The sequence below is a fragment of the Thiohalobacter sp. genome (assembly GCF_027000115.1).
Classification (GTDB): Bacteria; Pseudomonadota; Gammaproteobacteria; order Thiohalobacterales; family Thiohalobacteraceae; genus JALTON01.
Genome location: NZ_JALTON010000058.1, coordinates 41,561 through 59,678, shown reverse-complemented (window position 1 = coordinate 59,678; position 18,118 = coordinate 41,561). Strand labels below are relative to the sequence as shown.

Genomic DNA, 18,118 nt, shown 5'->3' with positions numbered 1-18,118 from the left:
GATACCAGTATCCTTTCCGTGGATTCAGTGGATCCCGTGGCCATCATCCCCCACCGCTTGGCAAATCCGCCCCAAGCCACTATAGTCGAAGCATGGCCACGCCCCTTGCAGCATTCGAGCTTACCGCCGCCCCGTCCGGGCGCGGCCTGCTGCTGTTCGGCCTGCTGCTGCCCTGAGGGGCAGACGAATCTCACCGACAATCTCCGCACGCACCCTTAATTATTCACATGCCCCGGATCCGGGCCGAGGCGAGCCAGTCCCTGCTTTGATATAGTTCCGGACGCCGGGTGACGGCAGGCGCCGCGCAGCGCGGCCCGTGGAGCCAGGACATGAACCAGGACAAGCTGATCATCTTCGATACCACCCTGCGCGACGGCGAGCAGAGCCCCGGCGCGTCCATGACCCGTGACGAGAAGGTCCGCATCGCCAAGGCGCTGGAACGCATGCGCGTGGACGTGATCGAGGCGGGTTTCCCCATCGCCAGTCCCGGCGACTTCGAGGCGGTGCAGGCGGTGGCCCAGGCCGTGCGCGAGAGCACCGTCTGCGGCCTGGCACGCGCCCTGGACCGCGACATCGACCGCGCCGGCGAGGCCCTCAAGGACGCGGCCAGCGCCCGCATCCACACCTTCATCGCCACCTCGCCCATCCACATGAAGATGAAGCTGCGCATGTCGCCCGACCAGGTGGTCGAGCAGGCCGTGCATGCCGTGAAGCGGGCGCGCCAGTACACCGACAATGTCGAGTTCTCGCCCGAGGATGCGGGCCGGTCCGAGATCGACTTCCTGTGCCGGGTGATCGAGGCGGTGATCGATGCCGGCGCGCGCACCGTGAACATTCCGGACACGGTGGGCTACAACGTGCCGCAGCAGTTCGGCGAGCTGATCCGTACCCTGATCGAGCGGGTGCCCAACGCCGACAAGGCGGTTTTTTCCGTGCACTGCCACAACGACCTCGGACTGGCGGTGGCCAATTCGCTGGCGGCGGTGCTCAACGGTGCGCGCCAGGTGGAGTGCACCATCAACGGCCTCGGCGAGCGTGCCGGCAACGCGGCCCTGGAAGAGGTGGTCATGGCCGTGCGCACGCGCCAGGACGTGTTCCCCTGCGATACCGGTCTGGATACCAGCCAGATCGTGCCCTGTTCGCGCCTGGTGTCCGGCATCACCGGCTTTCCGGTGCAGCCCAACAAGGCCATCGTCGGCGCCAATGCCTTTGCGCACGAGTCCGGCATCCACCAGGACGGCGTGCTCAAGAGCCGCGAGACCTACGAAATCATGCGCGCCGAGGATGTGGGCTGGACCGCCAACCGCATCGTGCTGGGCAAGCATTCCGGTCGCAATGCCTTCCGCACCCGGCTCAGGGAGCTGGGCATCGAGTTCGACTCGGAAGAGGCGCTGAACGAGGCCTTCGCCCGGTTCAAGGAGCTGGCCGACAAGAAGCACGAGATCTACGACGAGGACCTGCAGGCGCTGGTCACCGAGGCCGCGCTGGAGGCCGAGAACGAGCGTTACCGGCTGCTGGCGCTGCGGGTCTGCTCGGAGACGGGCGAGACGCCAACAGCCGAGATCACGCTGTCCGTGGACGGCGAGGAGCGGCATGCGCGCGAATCGGGCAGCGGACCGGTCGACGCCGCCTTTCGCGCCATCGAGGCCGTGGCCCACAGCGGCACCGAGCTGCAACTCTACTCGGTGAACAACATCACCAGCGGCACCGATGCCCAGGGCGAGGTCACGGTACGGCTGGAGAAGGCCGGGCGCATCGTCAACGGCCAGGGTGCGGATACGGATATCGTCATCGCTTCGGCCAAGGCCTACATCAACGCCCTGAACAAGATCGTGATCCCGGAGCGCGAGCACCCGCAGCTCGGTGATGTCTGAGGCATGACGGACCCGCTGCGACAGGCCTATCTCGACGCCCTGGGCGTGCAGGTCTGGGTGCGCCGGGGGAAGGGGGCGCAGTCGGCCCCCGCAGCGGAAGCGGCCGTGCCGGCGGCAGCGGCCGCGGCTCGGCCGGCGGCTGAGCGGCCCACGCAGGCGGTCGCCGAGCCCGCAGTGGCCACCGCCCCGGTGATACCGGCCGACTGGGACGGCCTGGCCGCGGCCGTGGCCGGCTGCACCGCCTGTCCGCTGCATCAGAGCCGCACGCAGACGGTATTCGGCGTCGGCAACCGCAACGCCGACTGGCTGGTGATCGGCGAGGCGCCCGGGGCCGAGGAGGACCGGCGCGGCGAGCCCTTCGTCGGCCGGGCCGGGCAACTGCTGGACGCCATGCTGCGCGCCGTGGGGCTGGACCGCAACCAGGCCTATATCGCCAACATCCTCAAGTGTCGCCCGCCGAACAATCGTGATCCGCGGCCGGACGAGGTCGAGGCCTGTGCCGGCTTCCTCAACCGCCAGATCGAGCTCATCCGGCCGCGACTGATCCTGGCGGTGGGCCGGATCGCCGCCCAGAACCTGCTGCACAGCGACGCCCCCATCGGCCGCCTGCGGGGTCGCGTCCACCGGCTGGAACCGGAAGGCATCCCGGTGGTGGTGACCTATCACCCGGCCTACCTGCTGCGCAGCCCCGGCGAGAAGCGCAAGGCCTGGGCCGACCTGTTGCTGGCCCGCTCCCTGGTTGCGGAGGCCGCGCCATGAGTGCCGTGCTGCGCCAGCCTGGCGGCCGCTTCCGGCGCATGGGCCTGGGCGATGTCCATGAGGTGATGGACATCGAACGCCGTGCCTATCCTTTCCCATGGACCGAGGGTATCCTGCGCGACTGCCTTCGGGTCGGCTACGACTGTTGGGTGTTCGAACGCGAACACATCATCGAGGCCTATGCCGTCATGAGTATTGCCGTGGGCGAGGCCCATCTGCTCAACCTCTGCGTGCGGCCCGAGTCCCAGGGCAAGGGCCTGGGGCGCCGGTTGCTGCTGTTCCTCATGGACGTCGCCCGCCGGCAGGACGCCGACAGCCTGTTCCTCGAGGTGCGGCCATCCAACGAGGCCGCACTGGCCCTGTATCGCGGACTCGGCTTCAACGAAATCGGCGAGCGCCGCAACTACTATCCCGCCGAACGCGGGCGCGAGAACGCGCTGGTGCTTGCGCGCAGTCTGGACAACGTTCGGCGGCCGCACGGCAAGCGCCGGATTTGACGGGGAAAACGGCCTGGCGGTGAAGGCCGGGTCGATGGATTTGACGATTGATTGGCCGCATGTCGGTATTTCTGACAGTTCGGATATTGATGGAATAACGCACAACTATCTGTTCTCAAAAGAGAACAGGAAGGTTTTTGTTTTCCCGCATGGGAAAGCATGTCTGGGATTCCTTACAAAAAATTCGTTCAGCGTCCCCAATGGCTGCGCCAAGTGACTGAGTCCGGAACAGAATCCGGTTCTGGCGCGAAACTTGCCTTCGGTCATGGGCCACTCCGAAGGAATGGGCCTGGTGAATCAGCAAGTGCCTGGCAGAGGCACGGCCGGAAGGGGTCGAACACACATGAAATACACAATTTCGGGATGCCTACTGCTTGCGGCGGTCTGCGCCGCGCCGGCATCCGCCGCCACGCAACCGGACCAGGACTCGGTGCTGAGCTGGGGGCGCTGGGAGACGCTGAATCCCGCCGCCGGTGGCCTGCCCGACCCGACGCCGCAACTGAGCGTCCAGGGCGTGAACCTGCGGCCGGAGGACAGCCAGCAGCTCACGCCGCAGATCCAGACCACGGGCGGTGGTGGCGGTACGCCGCCTGCGGGTCCGCCCTCGGTGCCGGGCGTGGTCCCCGTCGATCCCACCCAGCCGGTGGGCAGCGGGCCGCCTTCGCCCCCGCCACCGCCGCCCGGAGTGCCGGGCGTGGTGCCGGTGGACCCGAACCAGCCCATCGGCAACGGCCCGCCGTCGCCGCCACCACCACCGCCCGGGGCGGCACTCTAAGGCAAGCGAACACGGGCGGTCCGGAGACATGCCGAGCCGGAACATACCGGCGGATCCGGGCCGGCGTAACGAGGAGCAGACACCATGAAACCGATCTGGCTGAGTGCGATCCTGGCGATCGCGACGACGGGGGCGCAGGCCGCCGTTACCCTGGGGTCCTATACTTTCGACGACAATGCCTTCGTCGATACTGTGACCTCCTTCACGGGCAGCGGCATGTACGACGGCAGCGGCTACGACCATCCGTCCAGCACGCCGGGCCCGGTGACCGACATCGACGCAACCACCTTCTATGCCACCGCGCCCTATCCGGGGTACGACGACGTGACGCTGGGCCTCGGCTTCAGCGACAACAGCGCCTACAACGGCAGTGGCGCCGATCTCGCCTTCCTGTTCACCTGGGACCAGACCGGCAACACCATCGATCTCACCATCAACGGCACCACTGCCAGCCTGGCACCGGCGACCCTGTTCGGCTGCGGCAGCCCGTCCACCCAGTGCGTGCTCGACGGCATGATCTGGAACGGCAGTACGCTGAACAACCAGTACCTGGGCATTGCGCTGGTCGATCTGTCCGATTTCGGGATCGCCGCGGGGGCGGCGCTGGCCGGCGACATGCAGTTGCGTCTGGTCGAGGGCGGCAGCAACCCGGTGGTGCTCAATCTGGCCGGTGCCTTCTACACCAGCGCCCCGACCACCGCGGTCCCGGTCCCGGCCGCGGTCTGGCTGTTCGGCTCCGGGCTGCTCGGCCTGGTGGGGCTGGCCCGCCGCCGCTGAGGGCCCGCATCCGGGCAACGGGAAGGGCGGCGCTTGCGCCGCCTTTTTCACGGGATGGTACAATGGCCGGCCGTTGCAGTCCCTGACCGACGCCGAGTATCACCCGCCATGTCGAACATCGCCGCGGAGGCCGCGCGCCGCCGCACCTTTGCCATCATCTCCCACCCGGACGCCGGCAAGACCACGCTGACCGAGAAGCTGCTGCTGTTTGGCGGCGCCATCCAGCTCGCCGGCACCGTCAAGGGCCGCAAGGCCGCGCGCCACGCCACCTCCGACTGGATGGCGCTGGAAAAGCAGCGCGGCATCTCGGTGACCTCCTCGGTGATGCAGTTCCCCTACCGGGCGCGCATGGTCAACCTGCTCGACACCCCCGGTCACGAGGACTTTTCCGAGGACACCTACCGCACCCTGACGGCGGTGGATTCGGCGCTCATGGTCATCGACGTGGCCAAGGGCGTCGAGGAGCGCACCATCAAGCTGATGGAGGTGTGCCGGCTGCGCACCACGCCCATCTTCACCTTCATCAACAAGCTGGACCGCGAGGGCAAGGCGCCGATCGAACTGCTCGACGAGGTCGAATCGGTGCTGGACATCGAATGCGCACCCGTGACCTGGCCCATCGGCATGGGCAAGCGCTTCAGGGGTGTATATCACCTCATCGACGACAGCATCCACCTGTACACGCCCGGCAAGGGCAGCGAGCGCCAGGATGTGACCCTCATCAAGGGGCTGGACAATCCCCTGGCCGAAGAGGTGCTGGGTGACCAGTCTGCCGAACTGCGCGACGAGGTGGCGCTGGTGCGTGGGGCCAGCCACGCCTTCGACCCGGAGGCCTACCTGCGTGCCGAGCAGACGCCGGTGTTCTTCGGTTCGGCGATCAACAACTTCGGCGTGCAGGAACTGCTCGACTATTTCGTCGAGTACGCGCCCGCGCCGCTGCCGCGCGAAACCGAGTCGCGCGAGGTGTGGCCGGAAGAGGAAGCCTTCAGCGGCTTCGTGTTCAAGATCCAGGCGAACATGGACCCGCAGCACCGTGACCGCATCGCCTTCCTGCGCGTCTGCTCCGGCAGCTACCGCAAGGGCATGAAGCTGCGCCATGTCCGCATCGGCCGCGATGTCACCGTGGCCAACGCCGTGACCTTCCTCGCCTCCGACCGCGATCATATCGAGGCAGCCTTTCCCGGCGATATCATCGGCCTGCACAATCACGGCACCATCCGCATCGGCGATGCCTTCACCCAGGGCGAGGACCTCAAGTTTGCCGGCATTCCGAGCTTTGCCCCGGAGCTGTTCCGGCGTGCCATCCTGCGCGACCCGCTGAAGATGAAGGCCCTGCAGAAGGGCCTCGACCAGCTCTGCGAGGAGGGCGCCACCCAGTTGTTCCGGCCGCTGCGCAACAACGATCTCATCCTGGGCGCGGTCGGCGTGCTGCAGTTCGACGTGGTCGCCCAGCGGCTAAGGGACGAGTACAAGGTGGAATGCAGCTTCGAGCCGGTGCAGGTCGCCACCGCACGCTGGATCGAGTGCGACGATCCGCGCGCGCTGGAACGCTTCCGCGAGAAGGCCCACGACCACCTGGCCCTGGACCAGGGCGGGGATCTGGTCTACATCGCGCCCACCCGCGTCAACCTGCAACTGGCCGAGGAGAAGTGGCCGGACATCCGCTTCCTCGCCACCCGAGAGCACTGACGCGGGTCTGCGGGTCTTCTGACATAACCAACTGTATTCCCTGCTTCTGTCCCGTCAGCACGGAGCAGGCTGTTGTCAGCGGCCGTCAAAACACGACCACTCGTCGGTTGGGGGATCCCCTCCGGGGGCGGTGGCGCTATAATTGGCCGCCCGGTGTCGCCCTCTCGGCGGGCGGCGATACCGTCATGACTTCGCGCGTCGGGGAATGCAGCGGAGGCAAACAAGAACAATCAGGACGATGGCAGGGCCGGCACCCTGCCGGTCGATGCTGGGACCGAACGCCTCCGGCAGAAGGCACGGTCCGTCGGCCACCGGTCGAGGCGATGGATGATGGAAGAAACCGACACAAGGCTGCTCCTGGTCGGCGGCGAAGAGGCCCTGCGGTTGTGCAGGGGGGCACTGGATGCCCACGCAGGGGCCATTGAGCTGTCGCACGCAGTCGATCACGCGGAGGTCGAACGCGCGCTGCGCAACGGGGCGCCCGATGTCATTCTGGCCGAGCTGGCCTGCGGCGATATCACGGCCCTGGAACTGGCCGGTCTGTGTGAAACCCTGGGTCTGGCCGACCGCCTGGTGCTGCTGGTGGAGCACGGTGGCGAGGAGACGGCGCTGGCCTGCCTGTCGGCCGGCATCGACCAGTTCCTGCCCCTGAATCCGGAGAGTCTGCGCCGGCTGCCGGTGCTCATCGATCTGCTGCGGCGCCGTCGCATCGAGGCCTCCGCCCGCAAGCGCATCGAGGAGGAACTGCATGAGAGCCGGGAACGCTACCTCGATGTGTTCGACAACACCAGCGACCTCATTCAGTGCCTGGCGCCGGACGGCTCCTTCCTCTATGTCAACCGTGCCTGGCGCGAGACCATGGGCTATACAGAGGAAGAGGTCAAGCGACTCAATCTGCTCGATGTGCTGCATCCGGACAGCATGATCTGCTGCCAGGACCGCTTCCGCCGGCTGAAGCAGGGCGAAACGCTCAATCGCATCGATTTCAAGTTCGTCACCAAGGATGGCGAGACGGTACATCTGGAGGGAGACTGCGGGTCCATCTTCAAGGATGGTCGGCCCATTTCCACCCGCGGCATATTCCGCAACGTTACCGATACCATCCGTGCCGAGCGCGCGTTGCGCCTGTCCGAGGCCCGCTACCAGGCCCTGTACGAGAATGCACCCGACATCTATACAACCATCGATGCCGAGGGCGTCATCCTCTCCATCAACAAGGTGGGTGCGGACATGCTGGGTTACGAGCCGGCAGAGCTGATCGGCCAGTCGGCGACCCTGGTCATCCATCCAGAGGACCAGGCCCGGGTGCTGGAACACATCGCTGGCCGGCTGCGGAATACGCAACCGGACGAGGGCATCGAGTACCGCAAGCTGCGCAAGGACGGCAGCGTGCTCTGGGTGCATCAGCGCGCCAGCCTGGACCCGGCCGCCGATGACAACCCGCGTCTGCTGGTCATCTGCCGCGACATCACCGACCGGCGCGAACTCGAGGAGCGCCTGGCCTACCAGGCGACTCATGACGGACTGACCGGACTCATCAACCGCCGCGAGTTCGAGCGCCGGCTGCGGTTGCTGGCGCAGCGCGAGAACCACGCCGACCAGTTGCATGTGCTCTGTTACCTCGATCTCGATAACTTCAAGGCGGTCAACGACAGTTGCGGCCATCTCGCCGGCGACGAGCTGCTGCGGCGGGTGTCAGCACTGCTCTCGGCCCAGGTGCGGACACGTGACATGCTGGCGCGCGTGGGCGGAGACGAGTTTGCGCTGCTATTGGAAAATGCCTCGCTGGAAGAGGCGCAGGCACTGGCCGAACGCATGCGCGAAACGGTGGAGAAGTTCCGCTTCCAGTGGCATGCGCGCCAGTTCAGTATCGGTGTCAGCATCGGCATGGTGCCCTTTCATTGCGGCGTTGCCTTCGAGGTGCTGCTCAGTCATGCCGACTCGGCCTGCTACACGGCCAAGGAACGGGGCCGCAACTGCATCTATGTCTATCCCGTGGAGCGCGGCCTCGAGAAGGCAGCACCCGCGGGCGACATGCAGTGGGCACCGCGCTTGACGGCAGCACTGGATGCCGACGGGTTCCGGCTCTATGCCCAGCCCATGCAGGCAGTCGGAGAAGATGACGGACGACGGCGGCTGGAGATTCTTTTGCGCCTGCCGGAGAACGGCCCGGATGAGGGCGAGGTCATACTTCCCGGCGCCTTCATGTCAGCCGCGGAGCGCTACCGGTTGGCCATTCCCATCGATCGCTGGGTGTTGCGTCGTGTCGTGGACTGGTTCGGGCGCCATCGCGAATGCCTGGAAGAAACCGAGCTTTGTGCCGTGAATCTTTCCGCCGCGGCCATCGCCGACGAGGGCTTCGTGGATTTTGTGCTGGGACTGCTCGACAGCAGCGGTTTTCCGGCCCGGAAACTGTGTTTCGAGATCAGCGAGTCGGTGGCCACCTCGGATCTGGTCCGATCCACCCAGTTCATGCAGGCTGTCAAGGCCCGCGGCTGCCGGATTGCCCTGGACGACTTCGGCAGTGGGCTCTCTTCCTTCGTGTTGCTTCAGGAATTGCCCGTGGACATGGTCAAGATAGACGGCAGCTTCGTGCGCCGGATCACCGACAGTGAGGTCGACCGCACCATGGTGCGGTCGGTACGCGACATTGCCGCCAGTCTGGGTAAGCAGACCGTGGCCGAGCACGTGGAGTCGGCAGCAACGGCGACCATGCTGGAGAGCATGGGCGTGGATCTTCTGCAGGGATTCCATATTGCCCGTCCCCGCCCCCTGGCTGCCCTGTTCGAGCAGACGGCGGACGACGTACGTGTGGTGCCCTTTACCGCGCACTGACTTTTCAGGAAGCCAGCAGTATCAGCAACAGCAGATTGGCGGCGAGTGACAACAGCGCCAGCGCCTTCCAGAAACCGAGCGGGTTGCGTTCGATCAGGGGGAGCTGCGCATCGGGAACCAGCGCGTCGTTGGGCTGGCTGATGTCATGGATGAACTCGGACAGCCGCTCATAGCGGCGCGCGGGATCCGGGTGCACCGCCTTTTGCAGGGCGCCATCCATCCAGTCGGGAATCTCCGGATTGAAGTGGCGAGCGGAACGGTAGCGAAGTCGCTTGAGATTGCGCGCCGTCGGCGTGTGCGCATAGGGCAGGTGCCCGGTGAGCATTTCGTAGACCACCACGCCCAATGAATAGATGTCGGAGCGGTTGCTGCCTGGGTGCCCGAGCAGGTATTCCGGCGCCGTGTAGTCGCGGGTGCCCAGTAGCCGGTCCCGTTCCAGGGGCGTGCGGATCTCGGCGATGCCGGCAATCTTGGTGGAGCCGAAGTCGATGATCTTCACCAGGCCGTCGCGGTCGATCATGACGTTTTCCGGCTTCAGGTCCTGGTGGATCATCTCCTGGCGGTGCATGACCCGCAGTCCCTGGGCAATCTGGCGGGCAATGTCGCGCACTTCGGAAAGCGGCGGCTGGGGATGGTCGTCCATCCAGGCGCGCAGCGTCTGGCCCTCCACCAGTTCGGTGACCGAGTACAGGCACTGGCGGTCGTCCGGCGGTGGCAGCACCTTGAGCAGGTGCGGGCTGTTCAGCCGCCGGCCGGCCCATTCCTCGTGCAGGAACTGGTCGATGTACAGGGGATCGTCCTCGAAATTGACCGAGGGCGTCTTCAGAGCGACCCGCTCGCCGGTTCCCTCGCGCTCTGCGAGATAGACCTGGGTGCGATTGCTGGCATGCAGCTCGCGCAGGATGCGGAAGCCGTCCAGCTTCATGCCCGGCGCCAGTGGCGGCGGAAAGGGCAGGGCGGTGAGCTGGCGATAGAACTCGGCATCATTGGCTTCGGGCAGGGCATCGATGCGCAGCAGTTGGACGCTCAGATTGTCATTGCTGCCTGCGGCCAGCGCGGCCTCGATGATCCGGTCCGCCGCGGTTTCCAGATTGCCGCCATGGCGCTGCAGCAGCTCGCGCAGGCGGGCGTCCGGGAGAAAGCCGTGGACGCCGTCGGTGGTGAGGAGGAAGAGGTCGCCGGTCTCCACCGGTTGGCAGGAATAGTCGATGTCCAGGTGCGGATCCACGCCCATGGCCCGGCTGAGGCAGGTCTTGTCCCCGCCGACCACCAGGTTGTGATCCTGGGTCAGGGGTTCCAGCTCGCCGTCGCGGAAACGGTAGATGCGGGTGTCGCCGACATGGAACAGGCAGGCAAGATGCGACTTGATCACCAGCACGCTCAGCGTGGTCACCAGGCCGCGGCTGTTGCCGAAGCGTTGCTGCCCTTGCCCGTACAGCCAGCGGTTCAGGGCGCCCAGTATCTTCTCCCCGGAGGTCTCCACGGACCAGGATTCCGGGGTACTGAAATAGTCGGACAGGAAGCCTGTCACGCAGGCCTCGGCCGCCTCGCGTCCCCCTTCGCTGCCGCTCATGCCGTCGGCAATGACCGCCGCGGCACCCTTGCTGGTCAGCAGGGGCGGGTCGGGGATCTGTATGCCGACCGAGTCCTCGTTGACCGGCTTGAGGCCGGCCTCCGAGCGCTGGGCGGCGGAGAGCCTGAGCTGGGTCATGCCTGGGTTCCGGCGGCCGAACGGAAGGCCACGGCACCGCGCCGTGGCCTTCCGCTCAGTGTACCTTGATCATCTGCACCGTGCCGTCGGGCAGGATCTCGGCCATGTGCCCGCGCGGTTCTTCCAGGAACAGTGCCGTGATCACCAGCACCAGCAGGGCCGCGCCGGCGATGACGAAGAAGAAGGTCTGCGGCGAGACGAAGGAGAGCACGGTCAGGAACAGTACGGCGCCGACGTTGCCGTAGGCCCCCGCCATGCCCGCGATCTGTCCGGTCAACCGGCGCTTGACCAGTGGCACCATGGCGAACACGGCGCCCTCGCCCGCCTGTACGAAGAAGGAGCAGGCCATGGTGGCAACCACCGCCAGCCATACCGGCCAGGTGCCGGTGATGTTGCCGAGCAGGAAGTAGCCTGCGGTGAGTCCCCCGAGCAGGATGAGCAGGGTGCGCTTGCGGCCGAAGCGGTCGCTGAACAGGCCGCCGCCCGGCCGCGCCAGCAGGTTCATGAAGGCATAGCCCGAGGCCAGCAGGCCGGCCAGGCGCGGATCCAGGTCGAAGGTGTCCAGGAAGAACAGGGGCAGCATGGAAACCACGGCCAGCTCCGAGCCGAAGGTCACCAGGTAGGCCAGGTCCAGCACGGCCACCTGCTTGAACTTGTAGCGTTCGATTTCCGGGACTTCCTCCGTGAACACATGGTGGTTGATCTGGTGTATGCGCACGGCCTGGAAGAGGTAGATGCCGGCCAGGGTCGCGTAGATCAGCCAGGTTGCGGTTTCCCCGATCATGCCCAGGTTGTCCGGCCCGAGCTTCCAGGCCAGCAGGGCCAGTGCGCCGTACATGGGCAGGTTCATGACCAGGTAGAGAAAATAGTCCCCGCGGCTGGTGATCTCCATGGCGCCGGTCTTCCTGGGCTTGAAGTAGGTCGAGCCCTTGGGCGTGTCGCTGACCGAGAAGAAGTAGACCAGAGAGTAGACCAGCGCGATGGCACCGGTCAGGGCAATGGCGTAGCGCCAGCCGTCATCGCCGCCGAACATCAGCGCCACGCTGGGCAGGATCATGGCCGCGGCTGCGGAACCGAAGTTGCCCCAGCCGCCGTAGATGCCTTCTGCCACGCCGACCTGTTTTGCCGGAAACCATTCGCTCACCATGCGGATGCCGATGACGAAGCCCGCGCCGACGAAGCCGAGCAGGAAGCGTGTCAGCGCCAGTTGTTCGTAGTCATCGGCCATGGCGAAGGCGAAACACAGGAAGGCGCCGATGGCGAGCAGCAGCGAGTACATGCGCCGGGGGCCGAAATGGTCGACCAGCATGCCGACCACGATACGGGCGGGAATGGTCAGGGCCACGTTGAGAATCAGCAGGGCCTTCACCTGCTGGTCGCTGAGACCCAGTGTCTCGCGCATCATGCCCAGCAGCGGCGCCATGTTGAACCAGACGAAGAAGCTCAGGAAGAAGGCAAACCAGGTGAGATGCAGGATGCGCATCCGGCCCGAAAACGAAAACAGATTGAAACGCCCGTCACTCATTGAAACGACTCCTGTACGCGCAGCGCTGCGCCCTGACAGACCGGATCCGTTTCCGGTCGCTGCATGCCATAGAGCAATGGCTGTGCCAGCAATGGCGGATTCATGCCCCTGGCCGCTGCAAGCGCTTGAGTCCCTGTCGAAATTACCGGATTGCTGCGGGGCCGCGGGCCGGGCCTGTGCCATTCCGGTGCAGAATGCAGGGGTAATTTCGCACTGTGCTGCAGCGGAGGGCGCCCGGTCTGCACCATCATGGTGCACGTTCGCGGTGCGGATTCCGGGCTTTATCGCTCGGGTATTGTGAATCGTCAAGAAGCTCAACGCGTTACATGAGCATCCGCGATTGGCACGCTTTCTGCTCAAGGGGGGTACGACTGATTTCATCGAGTGAAGACCCATGAAGGAAAAACTGGTTCTGATCGGCAACGGCATGGCCGGGGTGCGCGCCCTGGAAGAACTCCTGAAGCTGGCGCCGGAGATGTACGACATCACGGTGTTCGGCGGCGAGCCCTACGGCAACTACAACCGCATCATGCTTTCACCGGTGCTTGCCGGCGAGAAGACCGTCGACGAGATCATGCTCAACGACGAGCAATGGTACGCGGACAACGGCATCACCCTGCACAAGGGCAAGTGGGTGACCGAGATCGACCGCGTGCGCCGGGTGGTCAGGGCCGAGGACGGGACTGAGGCGTCCTATGACCGGTTGATCCTGGCAACCGGATCGAATCCCTTCATCATTCCGGTGCCCGGCAATGAGCTCAGGGGCGTGGTGGCCTTCCGCGACATCGCCGATGTCGATGCCATGCTGGCCGCCGCGCACAGCCGCAAGGGCGGCCAGGCCGTCGTGATCGGTGGCGGGCTGCTGGGCCTGGAGGCCGCCAACGGCCTCATGAAACAGGGCATGGACGTAACCGTCGTTCACCTGATGGATTCCCTGATGGAGCGCCAGCTCGACAAGCCGGCCGCTGCGCTGCTGAAGGCTTCTCTGGAAGAGCGCGGGCTCAAGTTCCTGCTCGAAGCCCAGACCGAGGCCATACTCGGCAAGGACCATGTCGAAGGTGTCCGCCTCAAGGATGGCCTGGAGATTCCCGCCGACCTGGTGGTGATGGCCGTCGGCATCCGCCCCAACGTCGAGCTGGCGCAGCGCGCCGGTCTGCACTGCGAGCGCGGCGTGGTGGTCAACGATACCCTGCAGACCTTCGACCCCCGGATCTATGCCGTCGGCGAATGCGTCCAGCATCGCGGCGTGACCTATGGCCTGGTCGCGCCCCTGTTCGAGATGGCCAAGGTGGCGGCAAACCACCTGGCGAAGATCGGCATCGCCCGCTACGAAGGCTCCGTGACCTCTACCAAGCTCAAGGTCACCGGCATCGACCTGTTCTCCGCCGGCGACTTCATCGGCGACGAGACGACCGAGTCGCTGGTGCTGCAGGATCCGGGGCGCGGTGTGTACAAGAAGGTCGTCCTGCGTGACAACCGGATCGTCGGTGCCGTGATGTACGGAGACACCATCGACGGGGCCTGGTACTTCGAGCTGATGCGCGACCATACCGACGTCTCGGACATCCGTGACAACCTGTTGTTCGGTCAGGCGCATCTCGGGGATTCCGGGCATGGCGAGGACACCCGGGTGGCGGCCATGGCGGACAGCGCCGAGATCTGCGGCTGCAACGGCGTGTGCAAGGGCGAGATCGTCAAGGCCATTACCGACAAGAAACTGTTCACCCTGGAGGAAGTGCGCGCCCATACCAAGGCCTCCAGCTCCTGCGGGTCCTGTACCGGGCTGGTGGAGGCGCTGCTGGCGCATGTGGTGGGTGGCGACTACTCGGTCGCGCCGCATCTGAAGCCGCTGTGCGGTTGTACCGAGCATACGCACGACGAGGTGCGCCGCGGCATCCGCGAGCATGAACTCAAGACGATTCCGGCAGTGCAGCAGTTCTTCGAATGGAAGACTCCGGATGGTTGCTCCAAGTGCCGGCCGGCCCTGAACTACTACCTGCTCTGCGCCTGGCCGGGCGAGTACCAGGACGACAACCAGTCCCGCTTCATCAACGAACGGGTGCACGCGAACATCCAGAAGGACGGCACCTACTCGGTGGTCCCGCGCATGTGGGGCGGCGAAACGACCCCGGCCGAACTCAAGGCCATTGCCGAGATCGCGGAGAAGTACAAGGTGCCCACCGTGCATGTCACCGGCGGCCAGCGGATCGACCTGCTGGGCGTGAAGAAGGAAGACCTGCCGGGCATCTGGGGCGACCTGTCCGCTGCCGGGTTCGTGTCGGGGCATGCCTATGGCAAGGCCATGCGCACGGTCAAGACCTGCGTGGGCAAGGAGTGGTGCCGTTTCGGCACGCAGGATTCGACCCGCATGGGCATAGAGATCGAAAAGATGACCTGGGGTGCCTGGATGCCGCACAAGTTCAAGTCCGCGGTATCCGGCTGTCCGCGCAATTGTGCGGAGGCCACCATCAAGGACTTCGGCGTGGTCTGCGTGGATTCCGGTTACGAGCTGCACGTCGGCGGCAACGGTGGCGTCAAGGTGCGGGCCACCGATTTTCTCTGCCACGTCAAGACACCGGAGGAGGTGCTGGAATACTGCGCTGCCTTCATCCAGCTCTACCGCGAGGAGGCGCACTATCTGGAGCGCACGGCGCCCTGGCTGGAAAGGGTCGGGCTGTCCTACGTCAAGGAACGCGTGGTCGAGGACCCGGAGGGTCGCAAGGCCCTGGCCGAGCGCTTCCTGGAATCGCAGAAGCATGCCCAGGTCGATCCCTGGAAGGCACGTGCCGAGGGCACGGACGCTCACGAATTCACCCCCATCCGACAGGTGGGCTAGGAGAGGACGATGCAGGCAGAGAACGTCAACACCGAAAACTGGATTGAAGTTGGTCCGCTCGACAGCGTCCCGCGCCAGGGTGCGCGGGTGGTGCGCACGGCCGATGGCGACATCGCCGTATTCCGGACCCTGGACGACCAGGTGTTCGCGCTCCGGGACCGTTGCCCCCACAAGGGCGGGCCCCTGTCCCAGGGCATCGTCCATGGCCACAGGGTGGCCTGCCCGCTGCACGATTGGAAGATCCATCTCGACAGCGGGGAAGCGGTTGCACCGGATGAAGGCTGTGCCGCGCGTTTCCCGGTGGAAGTGCGGGAGGATGTGATCTTTCTTTCCCTGACCCCCGATGAAGGCTGCCCGAATCGATAAATGGCGCATGACGAGGTGAGGTGCGGTCGGGGATCTTTCTCCTTGCTTCTCACCGAGGTGGATACAGATGCTCTTCGGACGCAAGAAAAAGAATCCCATCAAGCTCCCCGACAAGGGTGTGGTCGAGTGGCGCTATACCACCTGCGGCTATTGTTCCACCGGCTGTTCCATCGAGGTCGGGCTGGACAGGGAGGGCAGGGCCGTCAGCTCGCGCGGTGTCGGTGGTGCCGATGTCAACCGCGGCAAGCTGTGCATCAAGGGCATACTCGAACATGAGCTGTTCACCACGTCGGGGCGCGGCCGGGTACCGCTGATCCGGGAGGGCATTCACGAACCCTTCCGGGAGACGGACTGGGACACGGCTCTCGACAGAACCGCGGCGGAGATCCAGCGCATACAGGCGCAGTACGGCAGGGATGCCTTCTCTGTCATTTCCACCGGCCAGATCATGACCGAGGAGTTCTATACGCTGGGGAAACTGGTGCGGGGTGTGATCGGCACCAACAACTATGACGGCAACACCACGCTGTGCATGGCCTCCGCGGTATCCGGCTACAAGCGTTCGTTCGGTTCCGATGGCCCGCCGGGCTGTTATGACGACTTTGCGCACACCGACTGCCTGCTCGCCTTCGGGTCCAACCTTCCCGAGCAGCACCCGGTGATCTACTGGCGCATGCGCGAGGAACGCGAACGCCGCCGCTTCCCGCTGATCGTCGTGGATCCGCGTGTGACCATGCTGGCGCAGAACGCCGACATGCACCTGGCGATCAATCCGGGTACCGACGTGGTGCTGCTCAATGCGCTGGCACACGTCATCCTGGCCGAGGGTCTGGAGGACGCGGACTACATCGCCCGGCATACCAGCGGCTTCGAGGCGTTCCGCGCGCTGGTCGAGCAGTACGATCCCTATACGGCCTCGCGCATCTGCGGCATCGACGAGGACACCATCCGCAATGTCGCGCGCCTGTTCGGACGCACCGGCGCTGCCATGACCATCTGGACCATGGGCATCAACCAGTCCACTCACGGGTCCGATGGCGTGGTGGCCATCAACAACCTGCACCTGATCACCGGCAACATCGGCCGGCCGGGAGCGGCGCCGCTGTCGATCACCGGCCAGTCCAATGCCATGGGCACGCGAGAATGGTCCTCGGCCTCCGGCCTGCCCGGTTACCGTTACCTGGAGAATCCCGAGGACCGGCGCGAGATCGCCGAGTTCTGGGGCATCGACGAGGACTTCCTGCCCACACGGCGCGGCATGTTCATGACCGACATCCTGCCCGCCATCGAGACCGGGCAGATCAAGGGCCTGTGGCTGATCGCCACCAATCCCATGACCTCCATGCCCAACACCGCGCGCATCCGCCGCACCCTGGAGAAGCTGGAGTTCCTGGTGGTTCAGGATGCCTACGCCGACGTCGAGACCAACGAATACAGCCACGTGTATCTGCCCGCGGCCCTGTGGGCGGAGAAGCAGGGCTGTTTCACCAATACCGAGCGCCGCGTCAACCTGGTGCGCAACGTGGTGCCGCCGCACGGCGATTCGCGTCCCGACTTCTGGATCTTCAACCAGATGGCCAAGCGCTTCGACAGGGAGAGGAAGCCGAATTTCCCCGAAACCACCGAGCAGGTATTCGAGGAAATGAAGGCGCTGTCGCGCGGGCGCATGCTCGACATATCGGGCATGAGCTACGAGAAGATCGAGCAGGCCCGGGGCCTGCAGTGGCCCTGCCCGGACGGCGCGGAGCGGGGTGCTCCGCGCCTGTATACCGATGGCGTGTTCCAGCACGCGGACGGCCGGGCGAAGCTGATACCCCTGCCCTTCGTGGACAACAACGAGCGGCCGGACGAGGATTATCCGCTGTGGCTGAACAGCGGCCGGGTGGTCGAACATTTCCATACCCGGACCCGCACGGGCAAGATCGGCAACCAGAACAAGTTCAGTCCCACGCCCTACATGGAGATCAACCCGGATACGGCCGCGGAACTGGGCATCCGGGGCGGCGAGTATGCACGCGTGGTGTCGCGTCGGGGGGATGCCGTGGTCATGGCACAGCCGACCCAGCGCGTGCCGCGCAACATGATCTTCATCCCCTTTCATTACCACGAGTGCGTGAATCGCGTCAGCCTGGGTCTGCTCGATCCACATTCCCGCCAGCCGGCCTACAAGCAGTGCGCGGTTCGGGTGGAAAGGATCGAGGACCAGGCCGCGGCTGCGAAACTCAATCTCGCTGCACGCGCCTATTGACGATGATAGCCACGGAATCCACGGAACCCACAGCAATCAATTGTTCAGGAATTCAGAAGCCAGAATCCAGAAGAGCAAAACAACATTCATGGTTTGTGACATTCCGGATTCTGTATTTTGGGTTCAGGGTCGAGCAGCGGACCATTCTCACCAATGTCAGTGTGCTCACGTGGCTATGAAATCAAGCAATCATGTGTTTCCGCGGATTCCGTGGCTATCACATGGA

The 18,118-nt window shown here is 65.2% G+C and carries 12 protein-coding genes; 10 read left to right on the top strand and 2 right to left on the bottom strand.

Annotation, left to right across the window (positions count from 1 at the left end; translation table 11 throughout):
* Window positions 1-329: 329 nt before the first annotated feature.
* The 7 genes from MVF76_RS11970 (at window position 330) to MVF76_RS11940 (ending at window position 9,206) form a co-directional block, all read left to right on the top strand.
* The gene (locus tag MVF76_RS11970) at window positions 330-1,874 is read left to right on the top strand and encodes a 2-isopropylmalate synthase (RefSeq protein WP_297529434.1); all 1,545 of its coding nucleotides are present in this window, start codon (window positions 330-332) and stop codon (window positions 1,872-1,874) included.
* Window positions 1,875-1,877: 3 nt separating this feature from the next.
* Window positions 1,878-2,633 (top strand): uracil-DNA glycosylase, encoded by a 756-nt coding sequence (locus MVF76_RS11965; RefSeq protein WP_297529431.1) that lies wholly within the window; start codon window positions 1,878-1,880, stop codon window positions 2,631-2,633.
* Window positions 2,630-3,130: a ribosomal protein S18-alanine N-acetyltransferase gene (gene rimI / locus MVF76_RS11960; protein ID WP_297529429.1), complete on the top strand. Its 501-nt coding sequence runs from the start codon at window positions 2,630-2,632 to the stop codon at window positions 3,128-3,130. The genes MVF76_RS11965 and rimI overlap by 4 nt, the downstream gene beginning before the upstream one ends.
* A 343-nt stretch (window positions 3,131-3,473) precedes the next feature.
* Window positions 3,474-3,905, top strand: coding sequence for a hypothetical protein (locus tag MVF76_RS11955; RefSeq protein WP_297529427.1), 432 nt, complete (start codon window positions 3,474-3,476; stop codon window positions 3,903-3,905).
* Window positions 3,906-3,989: 84 nt separating this feature from the next.
* Window positions 3,990-4,682, top strand: coding sequence for a hypothetical protein (locus MVF76_RS11950; protein ID WP_297529425.1), 693 nt, complete (start codon window positions 3,990-3,992; stop codon window positions 4,680-4,682).
* A gap of 108 nt (window positions 4,683-4,790) precedes the next feature.
* Window positions 4,791-6,371 (top strand): peptide chain release factor 3, encoded by a 1,581-nt coding sequence (locus MVF76_RS11945; protein ID WP_297529423.1) that lies wholly within the window; start codon window positions 4,791-4,793, stop codon window positions 6,369-6,371.
* Window positions 6,372-6,698: 327 nt separating this feature from the next.
* The gene (locus MVF76_RS11940; protein WP_297529420.1) at window positions 6,699-9,206 is read left to right on the top strand and encodes a bifunctional diguanylate cyclase/phosphodiesterase; all 2,508 of its coding nucleotides are present in this window, start codon (window positions 6,699-6,701) and stop codon (window positions 9,204-9,206) included.
* A 4-nt stretch (window positions 9,207-9,210) separates the two neighbouring features.
* Here the strand turns inward: MVF76_RS11940 and MVF76_RS11935 are convergent, their stop codons facing one another.
* Together MVF76_RS11935 and MVF76_RS11930 are read right to left on the bottom strand one after the other, a co-directional pair.
* Window positions 9,211-10,917, bottom strand: coding sequence for a bifunctional protein-serine/threonine kinase/phosphatase (locus MVF76_RS11935; RefSeq protein WP_297529419.1), 1,707 nt, complete (start codon window positions 10,915-10,917; stop codon window positions 9,211-9,213).
* A 55-nt stretch (window positions 10,918-10,972) separates the two neighbouring features.
* Window positions 10,973-12,442, bottom strand: coding sequence for a NarK family nitrate/nitrite MFS transporter (locus tag MVF76_RS11930; RefSeq protein ID WP_297529417.1), 1,470 nt, complete (start codon window positions 12,440-12,442; stop codon window positions 10,973-10,975).
* 394 nt (window positions 12,443-12,836) lie between these two features.
* Here MVF76_RS11930 and nirB point away from each other — a divergent pair, with 394 nt between their 5' ends.
* From nirB to MVF76_RS11915, 3 genes are all read left to right on the top strand, one after another.
* Window positions 12,837-15,278: a nitrite reductase large subunit NirB gene (gene nirB / locus MVF76_RS11925; RefSeq protein WP_297529415.1), complete on the top strand. Its 2,442-nt coding sequence runs from the start codon at window positions 12,837-12,839 to the stop codon at window positions 15,276-15,278.
* A gap of 9 nt (window positions 15,279-15,287) precedes the next feature.
* Window positions 15,288-15,644, top strand: coding sequence for a nitrite reductase small subunit NirD (nirD, locus tag MVF76_RS11920; protein ID WP_297529414.1), 357 nt, complete (start codon window positions 15,288-15,290; stop codon window positions 15,642-15,644).
* A gap of 67 nt (window positions 15,645-15,711) precedes the next feature.
* The gene (locus tag MVF76_RS11915) at window positions 15,712-17,892 is read left to right on the top strand and encodes a molybdopterin oxidoreductase family protein (RefSeq protein WP_297529412.1); all 2,181 of its coding nucleotides are present in this window, start codon (window positions 15,712-15,714) and stop codon (window positions 17,890-17,892) included.
* Window positions 17,893-18,118 lie beyond the last annotated feature (226 nt).

What these genes read in the sequence shown, in the direction of transcription:
- MVF76_RS11955 (WP_297529427.1), top strand. Translation starts at nt 3,474, where the DNA reads ATGAAATACACAATTTCGGGATGCCTACTGCTTGCGGCGGTCTGCGCC.
- nirB (WP_297529415.1), top strand. Translation starts at nt 12,837, where the DNA reads ATGAAGGAAAAACTGGTTCTGATCGGCAACGGCATGGCCGGGGTGCGC.
- nirD (WP_297529414.1), top strand. Translation starts at nt 15,288, where the DNA reads ATGCAGGCAGAGAACGTCAACACCGAAAACTGGATTGAAGTTGGTCCG.
- MVF76_RS11935 (WP_297529419.1), bottom strand. Translation starts at nt 10,917, where the DNA reads ATGACCCAGCTCAGGCTCTCCGCCGCCCAGCGCTCGGAGGCCGGCCTC.
- MVF76_RS11930 (WP_297529417.1), bottom strand. Translation starts at nt 12,442, where the DNA reads ATGAGTGACGGGCGTTTCAATCTGTTTTCGTTTTCGGGCCGGATGCGC.
- MVF76_RS11950 (WP_297529425.1), top strand. Translation starts at nt 3,990, where the DNA reads ATGAAACCGATCTGGCTGAGTGCGATCCTGGCGATCGCGACGACGGGG.
- rimI (WP_297529429.1), top strand. Translation starts at nt 2,630, where the DNA reads ATGAGTGCCGTGCTGCGCCAGCCTGGCGGCCGCTTCCGGCGCATGGGC.
- MVF76_RS11965 (WP_297529431.1), top strand. Translation starts at nt 1,878, where the DNA reads ATGACGGACCCGCTGCGACAGGCCTATCTCGACGCCCTGGGCGTGCAG.
- MVF76_RS11940 (WP_297529420.1), top strand. Translation starts at nt 6,699, where the DNA reads ATGATGGAAGAAACCGACACAAGGCTGCTCCTGGTCGGCGGCGAAGAG.
- MVF76_RS11970 (WP_297529434.1), top strand. Translation starts at nt 330, where the DNA reads ATGAACCAGGACAAGCTGATCATCTTCGATACCACCCTGCGCGACGGC.
- MVF76_RS11915 (WP_297529412.1), top strand. Translation starts at nt 15,712, where the DNA reads ATGCTCTTCGGACGCAAGAAAAAGAATCCCATCAAGCTCCCCGACAAG.
- MVF76_RS11945 (WP_297529423.1), top strand. Translation starts at nt 4,791, where the DNA reads ATGTCGAACATCGCCGCGGAGGCCGCGCGCCGCCGCACCTTTGCCATC.